General features: G+C 64.2%; 18 protein-coding genes. 5 read left to right on the plus strand and 13 right to left on the minus strand.

Translation table 11 applies throughout. The annotated features are described in order from the left end of the window. Positions 1 to 507 precede the first annotated feature (507 nt). Positions 508 to 2,487 carry a M23 family metallopeptidase gene (locus LB538_RS28275; RefSeq protein WP_224532521.1) on the plus strand — a complete coding sequence of 660 codons (1,980 nt, stop codon included), beginning with the start codon at positions 508 to 510 and terminating at the stop codon, positions 2,485 to 2,487. Here LB538_RS28275 and LB538_RS28280 read toward each other — a convergent pair. Then, positions 2,484 to 4,037, minus strand: coding sequence for an MFS transporter (locus LB538_RS28280; protein WP_224532522.1), 1,554 nt, complete (start codon positions 4,035 to 4,037; stop codon positions 2,484 to 2,486). The genes LB538_RS28275 and LB538_RS28280 overlap by 4 nt on opposite strands. A gap of 223 nt (positions 4,038 to 4,260) precedes the next feature. Here LB538_RS28280 and LB538_RS28285 point away from each other — a divergent pair, with 223 nt between their 5' ends. Beyond that, positions 4,261 to 4,893, plus strand: a complete 633-nt coding sequence (locus tag LB538_RS28285) for a TMEM175 family protein (RefSeq protein ID WP_224532523.1) — start codon at positions 4,261 to 4,263, stop codon at positions 4,891 to 4,893. Here LB538_RS28285 and LB538_RS28290 read toward each other — a convergent pair. From LB538_RS28290 to LB538_RS28325, 8 genes are all read right to left on the minus strand, one after another. Further along, complete coding sequence (locus LB538_RS28290) at positions 4,867 to 6,399, minus strand: L,D-transpeptidase family protein (RefSeq protein WP_224532524.1); 1,533 nt, start codon at positions 6,397 to 6,399, stop codon at positions 4,867 to 4,869. The two genes, LB538_RS28285 and LB538_RS28290, sit on opposite strands and share 27 nt — an antisense overlap. Before the next feature lie 231 nt (positions 6,400 to 6,630). After that, positions 6,631 to 6,996: an MmcQ/YjbR family DNA-binding protein gene (locus LB538_RS28295; protein ID WP_224532525.1), complete on the minus strand. Its 366-nt coding sequence runs from the start codon at positions 6,994 to 6,996 to the stop codon at positions 6,631 to 6,633. A gap of 116 nt (positions 6,997 to 7,112) precedes the next feature. Then, positions 7,113 to 9,719, minus strand: a complete 2,607-nt coding sequence (clpB, locus tag LB538_RS28300) for an ATP-dependent chaperone ClpB (RefSeq protein ID WP_224532526.1) — start codon at positions 9,717 to 9,719, stop codon at positions 7,113 to 7,115. Positions 9,720 to 9,943: 224 nt separating this feature from the next. Beyond that, positions 9,944 to 10,978 carry a DUF4167 domain-containing protein gene (locus LB538_RS28305; protein ID WP_224532527.1) on the minus strand — a complete coding sequence of 345 codons (1,035 nt, stop codon included), beginning with the start codon at positions 10,976 to 10,978 and terminating at the stop codon, positions 9,944 to 9,946. A gap of 313 nt (positions 10,979 to 11,291) precedes the next feature. Further along, positions 11,292 to 12,161, minus strand: coding sequence for a peptide chain release factor N(5)-glutamine methyltransferase (gene prmC / locus LB538_RS28310; protein WP_224532528.1), 870 nt, complete (start codon positions 12,159 to 12,161; stop codon positions 11,292 to 11,294). After that, positions 12,154 to 13,233, minus strand: coding sequence for a peptide chain release factor 1 (prfA, locus tag LB538_RS28315; RefSeq protein WP_224532529.1), 1,080 nt, complete (start codon positions 13,231 to 13,233; stop codon positions 12,154 to 12,156). Before prfA ends, prmC begins: the two co-directional genes overlap by 8 nt. Before the next feature lie 139 nt (positions 13,234 to 13,372). After that, positions 13,373 to 15,643, minus strand: coding sequence for a phosphoenolpyruvate--protein phosphotransferase (ptsP, locus tag LB538_RS28320; RefSeq protein ID WP_140632771.1), 2,271 nt, complete (start codon positions 15,641 to 15,643; stop codon positions 13,373 to 13,375). Positions 15,644 to 15,726: 83 nt separating this feature from the next. Then, positions 15,727 to 16,980: an aspartate kinase gene (locus LB538_RS28325; RefSeq protein ID WP_140847379.1), complete on the minus strand. Its 1,254-nt coding sequence runs from the start codon at positions 16,978 to 16,980 to the stop codon at positions 15,727 to 15,729. Positions 16,981 to 17,192: 212 nt separating this feature from the next. On the opposite strand from LB538_RS28325, the gene LB538_RS28330 reads away from it, so the two are divergent. Then, the gene (locus LB538_RS28330) at positions 17,193 to 17,489 is read left to right on the plus strand and encodes an antibiotic biosynthesis monooxygenase family protein (protein WP_224532530.1); all 297 of its coding nucleotides are present in this window, start codon (positions 17,193 to 17,195) and stop codon (positions 17,487 to 17,489) included. A 28-nt stretch (positions 17,490 to 17,517) separates the two neighbouring features. Here LB538_RS28330 and LB538_RS28335 read toward each other — a convergent pair whose 3' ends face one another. Beyond that, positions 17,518 to 18,075 (minus strand): putative glycolipid-binding domain-containing protein, encoded by a 558-nt coding sequence (locus LB538_RS28335; RefSeq protein ID WP_224532531.1) that lies wholly within the window; start codon positions 18,073 to 18,075, stop codon positions 17,518 to 17,520. 245 nt (positions 18,076 to 18,320) lie between these two features. Here LB538_RS28335 and ubiG point away from each other — a divergent pair, with 245 nt between their 5' ends. Then, positions 18,321 to 19,070 carry a bifunctional 2-polyprenyl-6-hydroxyphenol methylase/3-demethylubiquinol 3-O-methyltransferase UbiG gene (gene ubiG, locus LB538_RS28340; RefSeq protein WP_095767522.1) on the plus strand — a complete coding sequence of 250 codons (750 nt, stop codon included), beginning with the start codon at positions 18,321 to 18,323 and terminating at the stop codon, positions 19,068 to 19,070. A 157-nt stretch (positions 19,071 to 19,227) separates the two neighbouring features. Here the strand turns inward: ubiG and LB538_RS28345 are convergent, their stop codons facing one another. Then, on the minus strand, positions 19,228 to 20,160 hold the full coding sequence (locus LB538_RS28345; protein ID WP_224532532.1) for a DMT family transporter: 933 nt from the start codon (positions 20,158 to 20,160) through the stop codon (positions 19,228 to 19,230). A gap of 99 nt (positions 20,161 to 20,259) precedes the next feature. Here LB538_RS28345 and LB538_RS28350 point away from each other — a divergent pair, with 99 nt between their 5' ends. Beyond that, positions 20,260 to 20,757: a MarR family winged helix-turn-helix transcriptional regulator gene (locus LB538_RS28350; protein ID WP_224532533.1), complete on the plus strand. Its 498-nt coding sequence runs from the start codon at positions 20,260 to 20,262 to the stop codon at positions 20,755 to 20,757. Between the two features lie 180 nt (positions 20,758 to 20,937). On the opposite strand, the gene LB538_RS28355 is transcribed toward LB538_RS28350, so the two are convergent. Then, positions 20,938 to 21,363 (minus strand): DUF1178 family protein, encoded by a 426-nt coding sequence (locus tag LB538_RS28355; protein WP_224532534.1) that lies wholly within the window; start codon positions 21,361 to 21,363, stop codon positions 20,938 to 20,940. Next, positions 21,360 to 22,226, minus strand: coding sequence for a carbon-nitrogen hydrolase family protein (locus tag LB538_RS28360; RefSeq protein ID WP_224532535.1), 867 nt, complete (start codon positions 22,224 to 22,226; stop codon positions 21,360 to 21,362). Before LB538_RS28360 ends, LB538_RS28355 begins: the two co-directional genes overlap by 4 nt.

Below are 22,226 nucleotides of genomic sequence, written 5' to 3' on the forward strand. Positions count from 1 at the left end.
ACGCAATGTCGCAGCCCGTCTCGCTTTTCGGCTTCGGGGCCAATCGAGTGTCGCTCACGCGGCTCTCTTGAATTTCAACAGAGGGCAGACCTAGAAGCAAACTTCTTCGTCGCCAGCGGCGCACCGCCCTCGTTCGTGGGCCGTATATAGTCGGACCTCCCTCGACGCGTCAACACCGATTTCGAACTTTTTTGAATTTTTTGCGACGAATTTTTCGAACCGCTTTTTCGATAGCCGGCTGCCCTTGCGGCAGCCCCTGGGTTATCCGCAACGAGGCCCTATTGCCGCCGCATTAGGGCGTGAAACCGGCCCATATGAGGAAGGCGCGCGCGTACATGCGAGGCGCGCCGACGACGGATGACAGGGCGCCCTGCGCAAGGGGCGCATGATTGGGGATATCGGCCCCGGCCTGCCGCTTCGTTGACTTCAACCGCCGTGACAGGCAATTGTCATGGCCACAACGACAACGACAAGCCGTTTCGCCTGGGGAAGAAGCAGCCTTTCTGGATGCAAGACACCGAAGAGGTCATAGCCGAACTCGGCAACGAGCCGCCGCTGATCGCGGACGGCCGCAGCGGTCCGCCCGACCGCCGCGAGGTCTCGGCGCGCTGGCTGTCAGGCACCTTCCTCACCGGCGTGACATCGAGCGTGTTGATGGGCGTGGCGTTGTTCGCCGCCCTTGACGGGCGCCAGCAATTGGCGACCCCGCCGGAAATCGCCGAGCTCATCGGTCTTGCCAGCGGCGGCGATGATTCCGGCGAGCAGGCAAAGACCACAAGGCTGGTGGCACCCCGACAGATTGCCCGGGCGAAGGACCGGCGGCGCATGGAAGTGTCGATGGTCACCAAGGTCGGCGACCGTGACGTTATCCACACCATGCCCTTCGTGCAGATCAAGATGGCCCTGGCCGCCGGCCACACCACCAGCCGCCCCTACCCGCCGTTCGACCCGATGCAGGTGTTCGGCGACGACGGCGACGACAACGCGCAACCCGCAACGGCCACCGCGGTCGCCGGACAGATTTACGGCGCCAAGGTCGAAAGCGAGATGAGCCTGAAGACGGTCGATTTCCCGATCGAGACGGCGTCCTTCGACGAAAAAAGCGATCTCTCCGCCGACGAGGTTGAAAAGGTGGTGCGGGACGCCGGCACCGGCTTGAGCGACGGCGCCGTCCAGGTGGCAGCGCTGCACTATATCGATCCGCAGCGGTTTGGCGATGCCTTCGCCGAATCGATGGCCGGCTCCTACGACGTGAAGATCACGCAGGAAAACGTCTCGGTGGCGCCGCGTGCCACGCCGGATGACCAGACGCCTGCCTTCGCCGAGGAAATCATTCCCTTCACCAAGGATACCGATATCGCCGAGGCCTATGCCGATTCGGGCTATACCGGCGACGACGCCACCGGCATGGCGGAGGCGATCGCCAAGCTTTTGAATGCCCCGGCGCTAAAGGCCGGAACGGTGCTGCGTGTTGGCCTCGAGGTGCGCGGCGACATCGCCAAGGTCGTGCGCACCAGCGTCTACGACAAGACCACGCACATCGTCACCATAGCGCTCGACGACCGTGGCCAGTATGTGCCGGCGCAGGAGCCGGAGGCCAATCCCGAGCTTTTGACGGCGTTCGACGATTCGCAGCCCGTCGTGGTGCGTGGCAATCTGCCCAATGTCTATGACGGCATCTACCGCACCGCCTATTCCTATGGCATGTCGAAAGCGATGACGCAGAAGCTGATCAAGCTGCTCGCTTCCGACGTGGATTTCCAGTCGCGGCTCTCGCCTTCCGACCGCCTCGAAGTGCTGTTTTCCCAACCCGACGGCGACGACCAGGCCTCCGACGGCTCCGAGCTTCTCTACGTCTCATCAACCTTCGGCGGACAAACGCGCAACTTTTATCGCTTCCAGATGCAGGACGGCAGCGTCGACTATTTCGACGAGAACGGCAGCAGCGCCAAGCAGTTCCTGCTGCGCAATCCGCTGCCCAATGGGCGCTTCACCTCCGGTTTCGGCGCACGCCGGCATCCGATCCTTGGCTACGTCCGGATGCACACCGGCACCGACTGGGCAGCGCCGATCGGCACGCCCATCATCGCCGCCGGCAACGGCGTGGTCGAGAAGGCCGGCTGGGCCGGCGGCTACGGCAAGCAGATCATCATCCGCCACGCCAATGGTTACGAGACCTCCTACAATCACCAGAGCGCTTTCGCCAAAGGCATCGAGGAAGGCGTTCATGTCCGGCAGGGGCAGGTCATCGGCTATCTCGGCCAGACCGGCCTCTCTACCGGCCCGCACCTTCACTACGAACTGATCGTCAACGGCACCAAGGTCGATTCGATGCGCGTGCGCCTGCCGGTCGGCAAGGTTTTGAAGGGCGACGATCTCGTCGCCTTCAAGAAAGAGCGCGAGCGCATCGACGATCTTCTGAAGCAGGAAGACGGCAATGCGCTGAAGGTTGCCAGCGCCAAGACTGATTCGCAGCTTCCGAACTAATCTTGCTCATCGTTTGTCTTTTGCGGCCAGGGCGATGCCTGTCCGGGAACCGTGAACCAGGCGGTGAGCGAAGACAGCACGCAAAGCAGCGCCGTGATCGCCGCGACCGCGGCGAAAGCCGAATCGCTTGCCGCAATCCTGGCCGCTTCGATATTGGCGGCCAGCCCGGAGGCCGGCGGCTCGCCGAAACCGGGCACCCCGGCGGCATTGCCGGTCATCCGCGCGTAAACCCAGGCCGCCAGCGAGCCCATCGCCGCCACCGCGATCAGGCCGCCGACGCGCGAGACCGCGTTATTGATGCCGGATGCAGCCCCGGTATCCTTGTCCTCCACGGACGTCATGACCGCGGTCGACAGCGGCGACACGACTTGCGCCATGCCAAGCCCCATCAGCGCCATCAGCGGAAAGGTGCCGATCCAGAAATCGTGGATGCCGAAATGGGTAAGCAAGGCAAGGCCGGCGAAGGCAACGGCCACAACCATGCTGCCGCTGGCGATCGGGAAACGCGGACCGATGCGATCCGACCACTGGCCGACCGGTCCGGACAAAAGCGCGATCGACGCCGACAGCGGCACGAAGATGAAGCCGACCTCGGCCTCGCTCAGCCTCCAGCCGGCGATCAACAGCATCGGCAGGTAGAACAAATTGGCCGACAGCGCGAAATAAAGGAAAAACGTCGCCAGATTGGCGCCGGCAAAGGCCCTGATCCGGAACAGGCCGAGATCGATCATCGGGTCGCGCCGCCTGTGCTCGTAAAAGATGAAGACCACAAGCAGGACCATGCCGGCAACGATCGCCGGGCCCGACATCAACCCTGCGCCTTCGGCATTCATCGCCGTCAACCCGTAGGCGAGCAGGCCGAAAGCAAGCGTCGCCAGCGCCGCGCCGCCAAGGTCGAGGCTGCGTTTTTCGGTTGGCTTGTCGGCCGGCACCTTGGCCAGAAGCAGATAGATCGAGATCAGCCCAAGCGGCAGATTGATGGCAAAGATCGCGCGCCAGACGCCATTGCCGAAAGTCGACAGCACGAAGCCGCCCAGCACGGGACCGAGCGCCGTGGTCAGCGCCGAAGCGGCGGCCCAGATGCCGATCGCCCGGCCGCGCTCCTTCTTCGGATAGGCTTTGGCGATGATGGCCAGGCTGCCCGGAACCATGATCGCCGCACCAATGCCCTGGATGGCGCGGAAGGCGATCAATATAGCCGGATCGGGCGACAGCGCGCAGGCGAGCGAAGCCGCGACGAACAGCGCGATCCCGATCACGAAGGCGCGCCGCAGTCCAAACCGGTCGCCGGCAGCGCCCCCCACCAGGATGAGCGCCGACAGCGTCAACGCATAGGCGTTGGAAATCCACTGCGCTTGCGCCAGGCTGGCGCCGAGATCCGCGCGCAGCGCCGGCATGGCGATCGCCAGGATCGAACCGTCGATGAAGCCGAGCGCAGAGGCGAGGATCGCAGCGACCAGCACGAATTTTCGCTGGGTCTGAGGACAAAAAGTGCCGTTCGCCCGCGCGGGCGAATGCGAATCGGCAGTGGTTTCATTCGCTGATGACATCGGATCCCTGCTTAGCGCCCTCGCGCGGGCGCAACAACAAGCCAGAGCATCGCTGTTCTTGAAACCAGATGACAGAGCATGATGCCGAAACGTGTGAAGCGGTTTTCGGACGACATCATGCTCCCTCTTTTTGATTCAGGGCGGATGGCGAGGTGGGCTCAATCCTGATGCAAACCGCCACCGGCGTGCTAGGTTCCACGATCATGCGTGAGAGGGGGAAGCCATGAAGCGGCCGCTCGAACCGTCGGCGGAAGGACGCGGACGCATCGTCGGCGTCACCGACGGCGTTTTCGCCATCGCGCTGACGTTGATCGTGCTGGAGATCAGAGTGCCGTCGCACGAGGCGGTGCATTCGGAAGGCGAATTGCTCGCCGCGATCCTGGCGCTGGGACCACGATTCCTGACTTATGCGCTGAGCTTCCTCACGCTCACCATCTTCTGGTTCGGACAGCAGGCACAGCATGGCCTGATCGCGAAATCGGACCGGCGGCTCGCGACGCTCAACCTGTGCTTCCTTGCCTTTATCGCGCTGCTGCCCTTCTCAACCGATCTTCTCGCCGATTTCCTGGCATTCAGGGGCGCGGTACTGGTCTACTGGCTGAATCTCCTGATGCTGGGCGGCACGCTGTTCGCGAGCTGGTGGTATGCCGACAGGAGCGGCATGATCGCCGAGGATGTCGACGCGGAGACGCGCCGCACCGTCTACAAGCGGATCGTCAAGGCGCAGATCCTGTGGGCGGTCGGCGCGGCGCTTTGCCTGATCACGCCGCTGCTCAGCATAGGCTTCATCCTGCTGGTGCAGCTCATCTATGCCGCGGCGCCGCGCGCCTTACTGCTGCGTAAACTCATCGGTTGAGGTCCCGCCGACATCCGCGATTGTCGATCCGCCCACGAACTCCACCGTGACGCCCGGCGACACCAGCTTGGCAAGCTCGCGTGCATCCCAGTTGGTCAGGCGCACGCAGCCATGGCTCTCGGTTTTGCCAATCTTAGAGGGATCGGGCGTGCCGTGAATACCGTAGGTCGGCTTGTCTAGTGCGATCCAGACCGAACCGACCGGACCGTTCGGTCCCGGGGGGACGGTCAAGATCTTGTCGTTCTGGCCCTGCTTGAAATTGATGTTCGGATTGTAGGTGTAGTTCGGGTCGAGAGCGATGCGCGAGACGGCATGAATGCCGGTCGGCGACGGCGTGTCGGCCGAGCCGATGGTCGCGGGATAGGCCGCGACCAGCTTGCCGCTCCCATCATAGGCGTAGACTTCCTTCTTGGTCTTGTCGGCGATGATACGCGTTACCGGCGTCGAGACCAGCTTGCCGAAATTGGCGACCTTGATCATCGTGCCCGGGCGATTGAAGTCGACGCCCTTGTTGATCGACTTCAGATAGGTCTCGTCCATATGGAAGCGTTCGGCCAGCGCCTCGGTGACCGAAGTGTAGCACATGCAGTCGAGCTTGGCCTTCTGGCTGTAGTCCTCCGGTATCGAAGCGACGTAAGGGCCGGCCGCGTCTTCCGGCGTGATCGTGTAGGAGGCGAAGGCGTCGCCGCCCGACTGTGCGAGCGCCGCTTGGATGCCGACTGCATCGGTCGACTTCAGATTGGTGCCGTTTATTTCGTTGTAGGCGGCCAGCGCCTTGTCGACATTCGAGCCGAAGCGCCCGTCGATCACGCCCGGCGAAGCGCCACCGCGGTCGAGCAGCACCTGCAGCGCGGCAACGTCCTGGCGCACACCGAGCGACAGCGACGGATCGACCGTGGCCTTGCCACCAGTGTTCGGCGGCTGTGCCGCCTGGGCATCCGGATTGACCTGCAGCACTTCGCCCTGGCCCGGCTGCTCCGGATCGATCGACGCCTCGTTCAGCGGCTGGCGCTTGATGGTGTCGGATTTCGGCGCCTCCGGATAAGTAGTGGCATAGCCTTCATCGTTGTTGGGCGCCGGCGGATAGGCATCGACTGAATTGTCGTCGTACTCATCGACCGGCGGCGGGATGACACGGCCGTTCTCTTCCAATTGCCGACGACGGAAGCGAGCCATGTCATCGGGATTGTCGAGATAATAGCGGTCGTCGTCTTCGGCCGGCGCGCGGCCGAGTTCCTGCATGCGCATCTGCCGGCGAAGCGCGCGGCGGTCGAGCCTGCTGCCCGGCGGCTGGATGGCGATGACCTTGCCGGTGTCGGCATCGACCAGCACCCGGTTGCCCCTGGCGTCGTAGTAGATGTCGATATTGCCGTCCTGGGCCAGCATCAGCGCGCCGCGCTCAGCCGGGCGCGCAGGCCGCGCACCATCCGCGCTCGGCATGGCGAACGCACTGGAAGACACCAGCCCGGCCGCGAGTGCCGAAAGGGAAAAGATCAAGCGCAGCATGGGGGTCAAGCTCTCCGGTCGACTCGGGCTTCTGGCGGGCGAACCTTCGTCAGCAAACCAGCTAGCCAAATTAAGATTCCAACATGAACCGGGCATGAAGATGGCGGGTTTCCGGTACCTTGAGGAATATGAGCTCATGCATGTTGCCCAAGAATACGCAGCGGTTCTGGGGCCGACATGCGAAACAACAGCTAAAGCGCATCGACCACATCCGTTTCGGCGCGACGCGCCTTAGCCTGCGGCAAGCCCCAATTCCGTACGTGCCTGTCTGGTTAGCTTGAGGACGACCAGGCGATGGCTCTCGCGCAGATAGTCCTCGAGTGCCGCATCATCCATGCTTTGGCTTGTCTGACGCTGGATCCATTTCATGCCACGCGAGGCGAGATAGGGCGCCGGCCGGCAGCCCGGCTGATCCTTCAGCACGTCATAGGCCATCTCGGAACATTTGAAGGTGACGAAGAGCTCGCCGCCCTCGTTCCAGCCGCCGATGGCGAACACCTTGCCGCCGACCTTCCAGACATGGGCGCCGCCCCACTGAACGACATGCGTCGTGGCGGGCAATGAAGCGCAGAAGCCGTTATAATCGTCGAGCTTCATCAAGTCCTTCGCGGCCATCCGAATCGGCAGCTGATTATGCGCAATCACTGCGAATAACAAAGCGCGCCGCACCATACGATGCGACGCGCTTCGCGCTCATTCAAGCTCGCCCGAAATCAGGCGGCGGCTTCCGTCGCCACCACGGTCGGCTTCGAGCGGAAGTTCAACCGGTCGGAGCCGGCGGTGACCTTGACGGTAGAGCCGTCGAGAATCTCGCCGAGCAGGATCTTCTCTGCCAGCGGATCCTGCAGCTCCTTCTGCATCACCCGCTTCAGCGGCCTGGCGCCATAGGCCGGATCGTAGCCCTTCGACGCCAGCCACTCGATGGCGTCGTGATCCAGCGACAGCGCGATCTTGCGGTCGGTAAGCAGGTTCTCCAGCCGCTTGAGCTGGATCTCGACAATGCGGTCCATATCCAGCCGGCGCAGCCGGTGGAACAGGATCACCTCGTCGACGCGGTTGAGGAACTCCGGCCGGAACGAGGCCTTCACCACGCTCATCACCTCGTCGCGCACGGCGTCGACATCCTGGTCGTCGCTGAGATTGACCAGATACTCGGCGCCAAGATTGGACGTCATGATGATCAGCGTGTTGCGGAAGTCGACCGTGCGGCCCTGGCCATCGGTCAGCCTTCCGTCGTCGAGCACCTGCAGGAGCACGTTGAACACGTCCGGATGCGCTTTCTCGATCTCGTCGAACAGCACGACCTGATAGGGCCGGCGCCGCACCGCTTCGGTCAGCGCGCCGCCCTCCTCATAACCGACATAGCCGGGAGGCGCGCCGATCAGCCGGGCGACGGAGTGCTTCTCCATGAACTCCGACATGTCGATGCGCACCAGCGCCGTCTCGTCGTCGAACAGGAAGCTGGCCAGCGCCTTGGTGAGCTCGGTCTTGCCGACGCCGGTCGGTCCGAGGAACATGAACGAGCCGATCGGCCGGTTCGGATCCTGCAGCCCGGCGCGGGCGCGGCGCACGGCCTTGGATACCGCCTGCACGGCTTCGCCCTGGCCGACGACGCGCTTGCCGATCTCGTCTTCCATGCGCAAGAGCTTCTCGCGCTGCCCCTCCAGCATCTTGTCGACCGGAATGCCGGTCCAGCGCGACACGACATGCGCGACGTGGTCGGGCGTGACCACCTCTTCCACCATGCCGGTCTTGCCGTCCTGCGCCTCGGCTTCCTTGAGCTTCTTCTCGAGCTCCGGGATCTTGCCGTAGGCAAGCTCGCCGGCGCGCTGGAACTCGCCCTTGCGCTGCGCGATCGCCAGTTCGTTGCGCGTCTCGTCGAGCTGCTTCTTCAGGTCGGCGGCAAGACCAAGCTTCTGCTTTTCGGCCTGCCACTTGGTGGTCAGCTCGCTCGATTCCTCCTCGAGATCGGCGAGCTCCTTCTCCAGCCGGGCAAGCCGGTCCTTCGAGGCCTCGTCCTTCTCGACCTTCAGCGCCTCGCGCTCGATCTTGAGCTGCATGATGCGGCGGTCGACCTCGTCCAACGCCTCAGGCTTGGAATCGACCTGCATGCGCAGCCTGGACGCCGCCTCGTCGACCAGGTCGATCGCCTTGTCCGGCAGAAACCGGTCGGCGATGTAGCGGTTGGAAAGTGCGGCCGCCGACACAAGCGCGGAATCGGAGATGCGCACCTTGTGGTGCTGTTCGTACTTCTCCTTCAGGCCGCGCAGGATCGAAACCGTGTCTTCCACCGTCGGCTCGTCGACGAAGACGGGCTGGAAACGGCGGGCAAGCGCGGCATCCTTTTCGACATGCTTGCGGTATTCGTCGAGTGTGGTCGCGCCGACGCAGTGCAATTCGCCGCGCGCCAGCGCGGGCTTCAACAGGTTCGAGGCGTCCATCGCGCCGTCCGCCTTGCCGGCGCCGACCAGCGTATGCATCTCGTCGATGAACAGGATGATGTTGCCGCTGGCCGAGGTTACCTCGTTGAGCACGGCCTTCAGCCGCTCCTCGAACTCGCCGCGATATTTGGCGCCGGCAATCAGCGCGCCCATGTCGAGCGCCATCAATTGCTTGTCCTTCAGCGATTCCGGCACGTCGCCATTGACGATGCGCAGCGCCAGGCCCTCGGCAATGGCCGTCTTGCCGACGCCCGGCTCGCCGATCAGCACGGGATTGTTCTTGGTGCGCCGCGACAGCACCTGGATGGTGCGGCGGATCTCGTCGTCGCGGCCGATGACCGGATCGAGCTTGCCGGCGCGGGCGTCGGCGGTGAGGTCGCGCGCGTATTTCTTCAGCGCGTCGTAGCCTTGCTCGGCGCTGGCCGAATCGGCGGTGCGGCCCTTGCGGATGTCGTTGATCGCCTGGTTGAGCGCCTGCGCGGTGACGCCCGCCTTGGAAAGGATGTCGGCGGTCTTGGCCGACTTCTCCATGACAAGCGCCTGCAGCAGCCGCTCGACGGTGACGAAGCTGTCGCCGGCCTTCTTGGCCAGGTCCTCGGCGGTTGAGAACACCTTGGCCAGCGGCTGGGCGAGGTAAAGCTGGCCGTTGCCACCTTCGACCTTGGGCATCGCCTCGAGCGCCGTCTCGACGCCGAGCTTGACGTCGCGGACATTGCCGCCGGCGCGCTCGATCAAGGATGCGGCAAGGCCCTCGTCATCGTCGACGAGCACCTTCAGTATATGTTCGGGCGTAAATTGCTGGTGGTTGCGCGAGAGCGCCATGGTCTGCGCGGACTGGATGAAGCCGCGCACGCGCTCCGAGTATTTTTCAAGATTCATTCGCTGTCTCCTTCCATCACCGGCCCGCTTTGCGGCACCGGATCAGATTGCGGTGACGGACCCGCTCAAAAGAGCCGAGCCCTGTTCAGCGCAGATATGGTGTATGGGCCACGGTCCCTCAAGACGCCTTGATGTCGATCAATGCAGAATATTCCCAGGCGCGCATATACAAAAACGGCGGAGATTTCTCTCCGCCGTCAGCGATGCTTGAAATGGCGTCTGGATCAGTTGTTTGCGTCGGCAGCTACAGGCTCGCCGGGGGCTTCGTTGACAACAGGTGCCGGCTCGCTGGCGGCAGGCTCCCTCGCCTGGTTCGCCTCTTCGGCCGGCTTGGCGTCGACCTCGTCGCTATTGTTCGCAGCGTTGCGCGTTTCGCCTGAACTTTCGGGACCGGAATCTTCGGGGCTCGAGCCCTCCGGCCGGTCGCCCTGCCCGCCACCGGCCTGGTCGGCATAGCTGCCGCGGGGACGCCGCGGACGCCGCGGACGGCGGCCGCCATTGTCCTGGGCGGCTTCGTTGAGCTCGGCCTGTGCGGCAAGGGCGGCCGGCGAAAAACTGTCGAACTGCGGCGCCTGCACGGCCTGTGAACCAGCCTCGCCGGTCGCCTCGGGCTGCGCTTGTCCCTCATTGCGGCGGTTCTGGTCGAACTGCTGGCCGCCCTGCTCGCCGCGCTGGGCGTTTTCGCCGCGCTGACCGTTCTGGCCATACTGGCCGCCGCCGTTGCGGCGGTCACGATGCCGGTCGCGGCCATTGTTGTCGCGCTGGTTGTTGTCGCGACGGCTGTTGTTGTCGCGGCCGTTTTCCTGGTTGTAGGCGAGTTCCGAGGGCGTGCCTTCGATCACTGGCTGCGGGCCGGAGCCGCTCGCCGTGCCCGGCGCATCGGCGCCGTTGCCGCTGTTGTTGCCGATATTGTCGAACTCCTCGCGATCTTCGTCCATATCATCGTCGAAGTCGTCGCGGTTCTGCTGAGTGTTCTGGATCGGCATCTGCGCCTGCGCGGCGGCAATGATGCGATTGTAATGCTCGGCGTGCTGGAGGTAGTTCTCCGCCATAACCCGGTCGCCGGAGCTTTGCGCGTCACGGGCGAGTGTGGCGTATTTTTCGGCGATCTGCTGAGCCGATCCGCGGATCTTCACGTCCGGGCCGTTGCTCTCGTAGTTGCGGGTCAGGGGATTGGGCCCCTTGCGGTTGTTGTTGTTGCCACCGCCGCCATTGTTGTTGCGACCGCGCATGCGCCTGTTCTGCTGTTGTGGCCTCATTAGACTCTCTTCATAGTGAATTTTCGAAAAACTCTTCACGAACGGTGGCGCTCATGCAGCCAGCCGTTTCGTCTCTTCACCGGCGTTCGCCCGCATCAATTGCGTTGGCGCCACGTGCCATCCTGTCCCGGTTACATCACTTGCCGGATGATTCCCGCACGAAGCTTGGGCGTCGTTTGCGCAAGAAGGCAGCTATTTCCAAGGAAAACCGAATCGCTGGGAGCACTGCCTGCTTCGTCTCATCCGGTTGAGCCGGACCCTAACTGCATTCCCGGGTATTGCCAAGCGGTTTTTTCGCACTGCATCAGGGCTTTCAACGCTCGAACACCAGAACTCTGTCATTGCCGCCGAGATCGCGATGTGACCCGGTTAACACATAGCCGGCTGCCGCGAATATCCCGGTGACCTCGTTTTTCTGCGTATGGCCGATCTCGACCGCTACCTTGCCTTGCGCTTGCAGAAATTCTGCCGCTTCAGCGGCAATGACCCGATAGGGGTCCAAACCGTCCGCACCGCCGTCCAGGGCCCGGTGCGGGTCGAAATCGCGGACCTCGTCCTGCAGATTTCCGATGTCTCGACTGGGTATATAGGGAGGGTTCGAGGCAATTACATGGTAGTGGCCCGAAACTTTTTCGAACCAGTTGGAATGCAAGGCTTTGAAGCGTTCGCCGAGCCCCAGGTCCCGGGCGTTTCCAGCCGCAACTGCCAATGCGTCGAGCGAAATGTCGACGCCCGTCGCGGTGGCGGCCGGAACGGCGCTGAGCAGCGCCAGCGCGATGGCGCCGGTGCCCGTGCCGAGATCGAGAATGCGGCATTTGCCAAGCCTTTCGGCCGTTGCCCGCGCAAAGGGCAGGACGGCGTCGACCAGCGTCTCGGTATCCGGCCGGGGCTCCAGCGTCTCCGGCGAAAGCGACAGGCGCAAACCGTAGAATTCGCGGTAGCCGAGGATGCGGTGCACCGGCTCGCCTGCGACGCGACGCCTCAGGGCTGCTTCGATGGCCGAAAGCGCCGCCGAACCAACCTCTTGTCCCGGTTCGGCGATGGCCTGGGTACGGGTCGTGCCCGAGAAATGCTCGACGATCAGCCGCGAATCGAGCGCCGGATCGTCGATGCCGGCTATAGCCAGACGCTCGCGCGCTGCCCTGAGCAGCGGTCCGAGCGCGGCGGGCAGTCGATCAGCCATCGAGGCTCATATCGGCAAGCAGCTTCGACTGATGATCGGCGATCAGCGCGCCGACGATCTCGTCCAACTCGCCCATCATCACCCGGTCGAGCTTGTAGAGCGTGAGGTTGATACGGTGGTCGGTGACACGGCCTTGCGGGAAATTGTAGGTGCGGATGCGCTCCGAGCGGTCGCCGGAGCCGACCTGCGATTTTCGCGACGACGAGCGCTCCTCATCCGCGCGGCTGCGCTCGAGATCGTAGAGTCTGGCCCTCAGGATCTGCATGGCGCGCGCCCGGTTCTGGTGCTGCGACTTTTCCGCCTGCACCACCATGATGCCGGTCGGCAAATGGGTGATGCGAACCGCCGAATCGGTGGTGTTGACGTGCTGGCCGCCCGAGCCGGAGGCCCGCATCGTGTCGATGCGGATGTCCTCCGCCCGGATTTCGATATCGACCTCCTCGGCCTCGGGCAGCACGGCGACGGTCGCGGCCGAGGTGTGGATGCGCCCGCCGGCCTCGGTTTCCGGCACGCGCTGTACGCGGTGCACGCCGGATTCGAACTTCAGATGCGCGAACACGCCCTTGCCCGATACCGCGGCGATGATTTCCTTGTAGCCGCCGACCTCGCCCTCGCTCGCCGATACCACCTCGAAGCGCCAGCCGCGCGAGGCGGCATAGCGCTCATACATGCGAAAGAGATCGCCGGCGAACAACGCCGCCTCGTCGCCGCCTGTGCCGGCGCGGATTTCGAGGATGGCGTTCCTCTCGTCGGCCGCATCCTTGGGCAGCAGCAGGATTTGGATGTCCTTCTGCAGCGCCTCGATGCGGCTCTCGACCTCCGGCAGGTCGGCCTCGGCCAGCGCGCGCATCTCGGCATCGGTCGCTTTGTCGGCAAGCATCGCCTCGAGGTCCGCCTGCTCCTGCTCGGCGGCGCGCAGCGCCCGGATCTTGCCCACCATGTCCTGGATGTCGGCATATTCCGAAGCCATCTTCACATAGGCGTCGGCGGCGGGTCCGGCCGACATCTGCGCCTCGAGCATGTCGAAACGCTTGACGACTTGATCCATACGGTCGCGGGGCAGGTTGATCATGATCTTCGAACTTCGATGGAATTCACGTCAGGGCGAGCCGAAAATGGGGAGTTTCGAGAACCGGAGCGGAATGTACATTTAGGTACATGAGCACCGGAAGCGCAGAAAATCGCCATTTGCTGACCGCCCTCACGTGAATCTAGAGCGGAATCGAGCGATCGTCTGCAAAGGCCTGTAGCAAGGCTCGCATCGGCAATTTCTGGCTGGGCGCCATTAGATTGTCGTCGAAAAAGGCCTTCAGTTCCTGCAGCGGCAGCTCGGTGAGCATCGCCTTGACCGGGCCGATCGATGCCGGCGACATGGAGATCGAGCGGAAGCCGAGACCGATCAGCGCCATGGCCGAGATCGGCTTGCCGGCCAGCTCGCCGCAGAGCGTCACCGGGGTGTCGTTGCGCACGCCGGCATCGGCAATCGTCTTCAGCACCCGCAGAAACGGCGTCGACAGATTGTCGAAGCGGTCGGCGAGCTGGGTGTTGCCGCGATCGACGGCCATGACGAACTGGAAGAGGTCGTTGGAGCCGACCGAAACGAAATCCACCGCCTTCATCAATTCGTCGAGCTGGAACAGCAGCGAGGGCACTTCCAGCATCGCGCCGAGCTTGAGGCTTGTGGGCAGGTGATGCGCGAAGCGCGACAAATGCCGGACTTCGCGGTCGATGATCTCGCGCGCCTGCGCGATTTCCGACAGCTCGGTCACCATCGGCAGCATCAGCTTCAACTCGCGGCCGCCGCTGGCCTTCAGCAGCGCCCGTATCTGCGTCCTGAGCAGGCCGGGACGGTCGAGGGTGAGCCGGATCGCCCGCCAGCCCAGCGCCGGGTTCTCTTCCTGCACCGCGCCCTTGAAATAGGGCAGCACCTTGTCGCCGCCGATGTCGATGGTGCGGAAGGTGACCGGCTTGCCGCGCGCCGCCTCGAGCACGTCGCGGTAAAGCCGTTCCTGCGCCTCGGCGCGGGGAAAGGTCGAGGCGACCATGAACTGCAATTCGGTGCGGAACAGGCCGATGCCGGCGGCGCCCGATTCGGTCAGCTGCGGCAGGTCGACGGCCAGGCCCGCATTCATCAGCAGATCGACCGGAACGCCGTCCTTGGTCAGCGACGGCTTCTTGCGCAGCTCGCGATAGACCTCCTGCCGCCGCGCCCTGAAGCGGACTTTTTCGGCATAGGCGGCTTCCAGGTCGGATTGCGGCCTGAGATGGATGGTGCCTTCCTCGCCGTCGACGATGATGGCGTCGCCGTTTTCCGCCATGGAAACGGCGCCCTTCATTTGTCCGGCGACGGGAATGCCCATGGCGCGCGCGACGATCACGACATGGCTGGTGGCGGCGCCATCCTCCAGCACCAGGCCGCGCAGTTTGTCGCGCGGATAGTCGAGCAGCTCGGCCGCGCCCATCGAGCGGGCGACGATGATGGCGTCCTTGGGCAGCGAGGCCGCGACATCTTCCGGACCGCGTCCCATCAGTTGGCGCAGCAACCGATTTGCGAGGTCGTCGAAATCGCTCATCCGCTCGCGCAGATAAGGGTCGGTCATGTGCAGCATGCGCGCGCGCATGTCGCTCTGCACCTTCTCGACGGCGGCTTCCGCCGTCAGGCCGTTGCGGATCGCCTCTTCCAGCCGCCGCACCCAACCGCTGTCGTTGGCGAACATGCGATAGGCCTCGAGCACCTCGCGGTGCTCGCCCTCGAAGGCGACCTCGCGCCGCTCCAGCATGTCGTCGATGGAGAGCCGGAGCGAGCCGAGTGAGGACTGCAGCCGGCGCACCTCCTCCTCGCTGTCCTCGTTGAAGAGGTTGGTGACGACGATGCGCGGCTCGTGCAGCACGACATGGCCGAGCCCGACGCCCTCATTGAAGGAAAGGCCGGTGAAGCTCACCGGGCGGCGCAGGTCGAGCTCCAGCCCCGGCTTGGTCAGGCGGGCGAGATCGCCGGTGGCGATCATCTCGGCGATCACCATCGCCGTCGTTTCCAGCGCCTCGACCTCGTCGTCGCGGTAATGGCGCATGGTCTTGTTCTGCACCACCAGCACGCCTAGCGTGCGCCCTGCCCGCAGCACCGGCACGCCGAGGAAGGAGTTGTAAATCTCTTCGCCCGTCTCCGGCAGGTAGGCGAAAGCCGGATGCTCCTGCGCATTGGATAGATTGAGCGGTCGCGCGCTGGCGGCGATCGTGCCGACCAGGCCCTGCCCGAGCCGCAGCTGCGCCAGATGGACGGCGTTGGGGTTCAAACCTTCGGTGGCGTAGAGCTCGAGCACCGAATCGGCGCGCAGCACATAGAGCGAGCAGACTTCGGCGACCATGTTGGAGGCGATGTCGCGCACGATGCGGTCGAGCCGCTCCTGCGGCTCCAGCGGCTCCTGCATGAGCTCGCGAAGCCGTTTGAGCAGAACGCGCGGGCCACTGGCCGTATCACGCATCGCGGCTTGTTCTCCAATGGGCATTTCGCCCGCCGCAGTTTCTCCCGCGGCCGGCGTTCACGCAACAACTGACTCAGTTCTTGCTATTGCTTATCGAGCCCGTAGACGGAATGCAAAGTACGAACTGCAAGTTCCGTATAGGGACCGTCGATCAGTATCGAGATTTTGATCTCGGAAGTGGTGATGGCGCGGATGTTGATCGCCTTGTCGGCGAGCGCCTTGAAGGCGGTGGCGGCGACGCCGGCGTGGCTGCGCATGCCGATGCCGATGACCGAGACCTTCGACATGCCGGCTTCCGACTGGACGACATCGTAGCCGACATCGGGTTTCAGCCTCTCCAGCACGGCAAGCGCCTTGTCGACGTCGCCGGACGGCACGGTGAAGGTCATATCGGTGAACTTGCCGTCCTCGGAGATGTTCTGGACGATCATGTCGACATTGATGTTGGCCTCGGCCAGCGGGCCGAAGATGCCGGCGGCAACGCCTGGACGGTCGCCGACGCGGCGCAGAGAGATCTGCGCTTCGTCCTTGGCGTAGGCAATTCCGGTGACGACCTGCTGTTCCACGATCTCTTCCTCGTCGCAAATAAGCGTTCCGGGCGGATTGAGCAAATCCCCCATTCCGGGCGCGTCGGGATCGTCGAAGGACGACCGCACGAAGGTACGCACCCTGTGTACCATGGCAAGCTCGACCGAGCGTACCTGCAGCACCTTGGCGCCAAGCGAAGCCATTTCGAGCATTTCCTCGAACGAAATCTTGGCCAGCCGACGGGCTTTCGGCTCGATACGAGGGTCGGTCGTGTAGACGCCGTCGACATCGGTATAGATGTCGCAACGGTCGGCCTTGACCGCCGCCGCGATCGCCACGGCGCTGGTGTCGGAGCCGCCGCGGCCGAGCGTCGATATGCGGTTGTCCGGGCCGATGCCCTGGAAACCAGCGATGACGGCCACCTGGCCCTCGCCGAAGCGCTTGATCAGGAAGGCGCCGTCGATATCGAGGATGCGTGCCGCGCCATGCGCGTTGTCGGTCTTGATCGGGATCTGCCAGCCCTGCCAGGACCGTGCATGGATGCCCATGTTCTGCAGCGTGATCGCCAGGAGACCGGCCGTGACCTGCTCGCCCGACGCGACAACGGCGTCATATTCGCGCGCGTCGTGCATGGGGGAAGCTTCGCGGGTCCAGCCGACCAGCTCGTTGGTCTTGCCGGCCATCGCCGAGACCACCACGGCAACCTCGTGGCCGGCATCGACCTCGCGTTTGACATGGCGCGCCACGTTGCGGATGCGGGCGATGTCGGCGACCGAGGTTCCGCCGAATTTCATCACGATACGCGCCATGGAAGCGAAATGCCTTTGACTGAAGCCGGCTCGAGCCCGGAACGAGAGGAAACGCCGGGTAAGCCCGGCGCCGGAATGCGCGGCCTCCTTAGCCAAAACAGCAACGCTTCGCAAGCGAGCGTGGCCATGAGCGGCCCGGCACCACCTCTACTGACAGAATCTTGTCGCCGATCGTGCCATAAGACTGGCGAAACGGCGCGCTGGAGAGTCTCATGACCGAAACCCTGGAAATCGTCACCTTCCGCCTCAAGCCCGGCGCCGAAGCCGGCTTTGTCGCCAGCAACGGCGTCATCACTGACTGGCTCGCCCGGCAGCCGGGCTTCCTCGGCCGGCATCTCGGCCGGCGCGAGGACGGAAGCTGGGTGGATGTGGTGCGCTGGCAGAGCATGGAACAGGCCCAGGCGGCGGCCGACCGCATCATGCCCGAGATCGGCGGCAGCGAAGCCGTGCAGGCGATCGAGCCGGCCAGCGTCGCCATGAACCATGCAATGGTCGCGCTGTCGCGTTGATCACGACATTGCCGGTCGCGCTCGCGGCTCAGGTAGCGCTTCGCCACAGACCGGGATAGTCGAGAACGAAACCGGCCGGCGAGACCGTCAGGACAGCATCGTAGCCGTACACGGGTGCGGCATAAGCATAGCGGCTGTCGTCGAGCCGCCGGTAGGTCTGTTCGAGACGCGAGACCCTGAGTTCAGGAAAGGCCAGATAGGCGGCCGGCGCCGGCGCCGCCATGCCGTCGCCAAGCTCGAGCCGACGGATCGCCAGAAGATTGGTGGCGGGCGTGAAGCCGAGATCGACGTCGACGAGGCCGGCAACCTCCGCCTGGCTTGCGCCGTTCAGCAGCCACTGGCCGTCGGCAAGACGTTCAATCCGATAATGCATCTCCCGCATGCCGCAAAAGCCGTCGACCCGCGCCCTGCGGGTACGCCAGCTCAGGTCGCAATCCACCTCATAGGCAAGGCCGCACGGACCGGCGTCGTGGACGAAAAGCGCATGGCCTTTGAGGGTCCGGCCATCATCTGTCTCGCCAAGCAGGCAACCGTCGTGCCCCTCCAGGTCGAGCCGTTGCCAAAGGATCGAAGCCAGAATTCGCATTTTCGCACACTCCCGTCTCGGTCTCGCTCCCTGTCCATGACGCTTTTCGTTCGCCCATCCGATTTGTTTCGGCAGCGCGGCAACCAAGCTGTCAGGTGCTGACAGAACGCGGCCTGATGCATCGACATGGCTGGACCTGCCGGCGGTCTGGCGTCAGCAGCAAAAACCCGCCTTGACATTCCCTCCCCCGCGCCCGACTTCCTAGCGTTCCCCGACTTCTTCTTGGCGTTCGAGGAGACCCGCCTATGCCAGAGCCCCGCCGATCGACCATCGATGCCGGAGAAGTGGAACGCTTCTCCGCCCTTGCCGCCGAATGGTGGAACCCGAACGGCAAGTTCCGTCCGCTGCACAAGTTCAATCCGGTGCGGCTTGCCTATATCCGCGATCAGGTTGCGGCCCGTTTCGGCCGCGATCCTCGCGCGGCGCGGCCTTTCGATGGCCTGCGCTTCCTCGATATCGGCTGCGGCGGCGGTTTGCTGTGCGAGCCGATGGCCAGGCTTGGCGCCGAAGTGGTCGGCGCCGATGCTTCCGCGACCAACATCGAAGTGGCGAAGCTGCACGCGGCGGAGGCCGGCGTCAGCGTCGACTACCGCGCCACCACGGCCGAGGCGCTGGCCGATGCCGGCGAGACCTTCGATGTTATCCTGAACATGGAAGTGGTCGAGCATGTCGCCGATGTCGACCTGTTCGTGGCCAAATGCGGCCAGATGGTCCGCCCCGGCGGCATCATGTTCGTCGCCACCATCAACCGCACGCTGAAGGCGCTCGGCCTTGCCATCATAGGCGCCGAATATCTGCTGCGCTGGCTGCCGCGCGGCACGCATCAGTTCGGCAAGCTGGTCCGTCCGGAGGAGCTTGCGAAGGCGCTGGGCGCTGCCGGGCTCACGGTGATCGACCGCACCGGCGTCATCTATCATCCGCTGGCCGACCGCTGGCAGAAGTCCAGGGACATGGACGTCAATTACATGGTGCTGGCGGAGAAAGCTTCGGTCTGAACGGCGGCAAGCCGGACCGCCCGTCTCACGCCTCCAGTGGCCGGCGGCAACGAGAACTAGAGCGTTTCACCGTTTCACGGAAACGGCGAACCGCTCTATCTCTTTGTTTTGACGCAATTCCGGACGGAAAACCGCTCACACTTTTCCTGGAATTGCTTTAGCTGCGGGACGCCGCCGGCTCGACCCGGACCGGCGCCGGCGCGCCGGTCTGGCTTTGCGCCTTGGTCGTGATGAACACGCCGGCGGTGATGATGGCGGCGCCCAGCCAGGTCAGAAGCTGGTAGTGCTCGCCGAGGAAGATCGTGCCGGCGAACAGGCCGACGGCCGCCGCCACATAGCCGATCTGGCTGAGATAGACCGGGCCGCCGACCGCCTGCAGGCGGAAGAAGAAGGCAAACATTGCCGAGGCCGACGCTACCTGGCCGACGACCACGAGCGGCACGCCGCCGAGCGGAATGAAGGCACGCGTGCCCAGAAGCGTCAAAATGCCGATGAGGAGCAGCGTGGCCGAGGCCAGGTGGCTGCCGACCGCAAGTTCGATCGGGCCGGTGCCTTGCGGCCAGTCGACGGTGCGGTAGATGTTGCCGGCGGCAAGGCTGACCGGGATGAGCAGCCCGATCGCCACCCAGAAATGGTCGGCCGGCTGCCCTGCCTCGCCGCGCGTCAGCGCGACCATCGCCGCGCCGACAAAGCCGACGGCGATGCCGATGACCCCGAGCAGATTGGGGCGCCTGACACCGAGCACGATCGAGAACACCAGCGTGATCACCGGCGACAGGGTGAACATGATGCCGGTGTAGCCGGCGCCGAGATGCGGGATGGCCGAGAACATCAAAAGATTGGGAATGGCGTAGGAAATCGCTGCGGTGACGACGAAATAGCGCAGCTTGTGCGGGGTCAGCCGGATGCGCTCGCCGCCCAGCAGAAGCGCCAGAAACAGCACGCCGCCTGCGCCCAGCGAGATGACGAAGGCCCAGACCATGGCCGGCACCCCGGCGGCCGTGGCGAGCTTGCCGAACGGCAGCGTCATGCCCAGCAGGCCGCCCGTCACGACCAGAAGCCAAATCGCTGAATCCCAGAGAAGTCTCATTGGTTCGTCCTGTCGCTGCGAGACCGCTTGGCGGCCAGTTCTTGTTGCAGTAAGATAATGCCAAGATTCTTTATGTCAAGATACTTTATGGTGAGCAACATGGATCGAGCAGGCAAAGCCATGGAACAGTGGCGACGGGAGCGACCGGACCTCGACGTGTCGCCGATGGGCGTCATCGGGCGGCTGAACGAGGTCTCGGCGCTCATCGCGCGCGACCGCCTGGCGCCGGTCTTCGCCCGCTTCGGGCTGCAGTCCGGCGAATTCGATGTGCTGGCGACGCTGCGCCGTTCCGGCGCGCCCTATGCGCTGACGCCGACCGAGCTTTACGAGGCGACGATGGTGACGTCGGGCGCCATGACCGCGCGCCTCGACCGGCTGGAGAAGGCCGGCCTAATCCAGCGCGCGCCGCATCCCAACGACCGGCGCGGTGTGGTGGTGCAATTGACCGGGAAAGGGCTCGAGCTCATCAACGAAGCGCTTGCCGCCCACGTCGCCAACGAGCACGAAATCCTCGCCGGCCTGACACGCGAGGATCGGGAAATGCTGGCGAAACTGCTGGAAAAACTGATCGGAAGCTTGGGCCAAACCTCTGCCTAGCGTATGCCTCCTGCTTTCCACCTTCGTGAACTTGCGCCAAGGTGTATTGAGATTCAGGTCAGGCCGAGCCGAGAATGGTGGCTTACGAGAACCGGAGCGGAGCGTACTTAAAGTACGTGAGCACCGGAAGCGCAGGAAGCCGCCATTCGCAGGCCGGCATCACCTGAATATCGACACACCTCAGTTCCGGTCGTCCGGAAAGCTCGGAATCGGGATGAACTCGACGCCGTCCTCGACGAGGCTCTGCGCCTCTTCCGGCGTCGCTTCGCCGTAGATGCCACGTGGATCGGTCTCGCCAAAATGGATCTTGCGCGCTTCCTCGGCGAACTTGTCGCCGACATAGTCGGCATTTTCGCGTACCTTCTCGGCCAGTGCCTTGAGCTGCGCCAGCGCCTGCTTCTGCGCCTCGCCGATGGCCAAAGCGACCTTCTCTCGGCTGCGGGACGTTGAGACGGCCGGCGCCATCAACGCCTTCTCTATCCTGTGCGAGCCGCAGCGCGGGCAATCGACGAAACCGCGCTTCTTCTGGGTGTCGAAGTCGTCATTGCTGCGGAACCAGGCTTCGAATTCGTGCTCGTGTTCGCAGATCAGGGAAAAACGGATCAAGAGGCGGCACCCCTGAAACGCGGCGCTTCGCTTGTCCCGGCATTGACGGTGAAATCCCGCGCGTTCTTCAGATTGGGGATCTTGCGGCGCGCGGCAAGCGACTGCGCCGGATCGATCTCGGCGACGATCACGCCGGGCTCGTCATGCGCGGCCTCGGCGACGATGCGCCCCCACGGATCGACAATCAGCGAATGGCCATAAGTTTCGCGTCCGTCCTCATGCAGGCCGCCCTGCGCGGCGGCGACGACATAGGCGCCGTTCTCAATGGCGCGGGCGCGCAACAGCACATGCCAATGCGCCTCGCCGGTCTGGCGCGTGAAAGCGGCCGGCACCGTCAGCACCTCGGCCCCGGCCATCGCCTCGGCGCGAAACAGCTGCGGAAAGCGCAGGTCGTAGCACACCGCGAAGCCCAGCCTCGTCCCCTCGATATCGGTCACGACCGCTTCCGTTCCCGGCTCGTAGGAGGCGGATTCACGCCAGCTCTCGCCATTGTCGAGGTCGACATCGAACATATGGATCTTGTCGTAACCGGCAATAAGGGCCCCGTCGGGCGAGAACAGGAACGCGCGGTTGGCGAGCTTGCCGTCGGCGCGCAGAATCGCCGTCGAGCCGACATGCAGATGAATGCCGAGCTCCTTCGCCAGCCTGCGCGCGGTCGCGACGACCACGTCCTTGTCTTCGATGGTGAAGGCGGCCGCCCCCGCCTGCTTGTCGCGGATCAGCGCACCGGTCATTTCCGGCGTCTGGACGTAGGTGGCACCCTGGTGTGCAGCATCGCGGACCAGTCTTTCCATGTCGGCCGCATTGCGCTCCGGGCTGGTCCCCGAACGCATCTGCACCGCCGCCGCCTTGAAAGCACCCAT

It is taken from the genome of Mesorhizobium sp. Ca11, assembly GCF_020165275.1.
GTDB lineage: Bacteria > Pseudomonadota > Alphaproteobacteria > Rhizobiales > Rhizobiaceae > Mesorhizobium.

Coding starts and splice junctions, on each gene's coding strand:
- ubiG (WP_095767522.1), top strand. CDS start 18,321: ATGCCAGAGCCCCGCCGATCGACCATCGATGCCGGAGAAGTGGAACGC.
- LB538_RS28335 (WP_224532531.1), bottom strand. CDS start 18,075: ATGCGAATTCTGGCTTCGATCCTTTGGCAACGGCTCGACCTGGAGGGG.
- LB538_RS28295 (WP_224532525.1), bottom strand. CDS start 6,996: ATGAAGCTCGACGATTATAACGGCTTCTGCGCTTCATTGCCCGCCACG.
- LB538_RS28360 (WP_224532535.1), bottom strand. CDS start 22,226: ATGGGTGCTTTCAAGGCGGCGGCGGTGCAGATGCGTTCGGGGACCAGC.
- LB538_RS28330 (WP_224532530.1), top strand. CDS start 17,193: ATGACCGAAACCCTGGAAATCGTCACCTTCCGCCTCAAGCCCGGCGCC.
- LB538_RS28325 (WP_140847379.1), bottom strand. CDS start 16,980: ATGGCGCGTATCGTGATGAAATTCGGCGGAACCTCGGTCGCCGACATC.
- LB538_RS28290 (WP_224532524.1), bottom strand. CDS start 6,399: ATGCTGCGCTTGATCTTTTCCCTTTCGGCACTCGCGGCCGGGCTGGTG.
- LB538_RS28305 (WP_224532527.1), bottom strand. CDS start 10,978: ATGAGGCCACAACAGCAGAACAGGCGCATGCGCGGTCGCAACAACAAT.
- LB538_RS28285 (WP_224532523.1), top strand. CDS start 4,261: ATGAAGCGGCCGCTCGAACCGTCGGCGGAAGGACGCGGACGCATCGTC.
- clpB (WP_224532526.1), bottom strand. CDS start 9,719: ATGAATCTTGAAAAATACTCGGAGCGCGTGCGCGGCTTCATCCAGTCC.
- LB538_RS28345 (WP_224532532.1), bottom strand. CDS start 20,160: ATGAGACTTCTCTGGGATTCAGCGATTTGGCTTCTGGTCGTGACGGGC.
- ptsP (WP_140632771.1), bottom strand. CDS start 15,643: ATGCGTGATACGGCCAGTGGCCCGCGCGTTCTGCTCAAACGGCTTCGC.
- LB538_RS28280 (WP_224532522.1), bottom strand. CDS start 4,037: ATGTCATCAGCGAATGAAACCACTGCCGATTCGCATTCGCCCGCGCGG.
- LB538_RS28275 (WP_224532521.1), top strand. CDS start 508: ATGCAAGACACCGAAGAGGTCATAGCCGAACTCGGCAACGAGCCGCCG.
- LB538_RS28350 (WP_224532533.1), top strand. CDS start 20,260: ATGGATCGAGCAGGCAAAGCCATGGAACAGTGGCGACGGGAGCGACCG.
- prmC (WP_224532528.1), bottom strand. CDS start 12,161: ATGGCTGATCGACTGCCCGCCGCGCTCGGACCGCTGCTCAGGGCAGCG.
- prfA (WP_224532529.1), bottom strand. CDS start 13,233: ATGATCAACCTGCCCCGCGACCGTATGGATCAAGTCGTCAAGCGTTTC.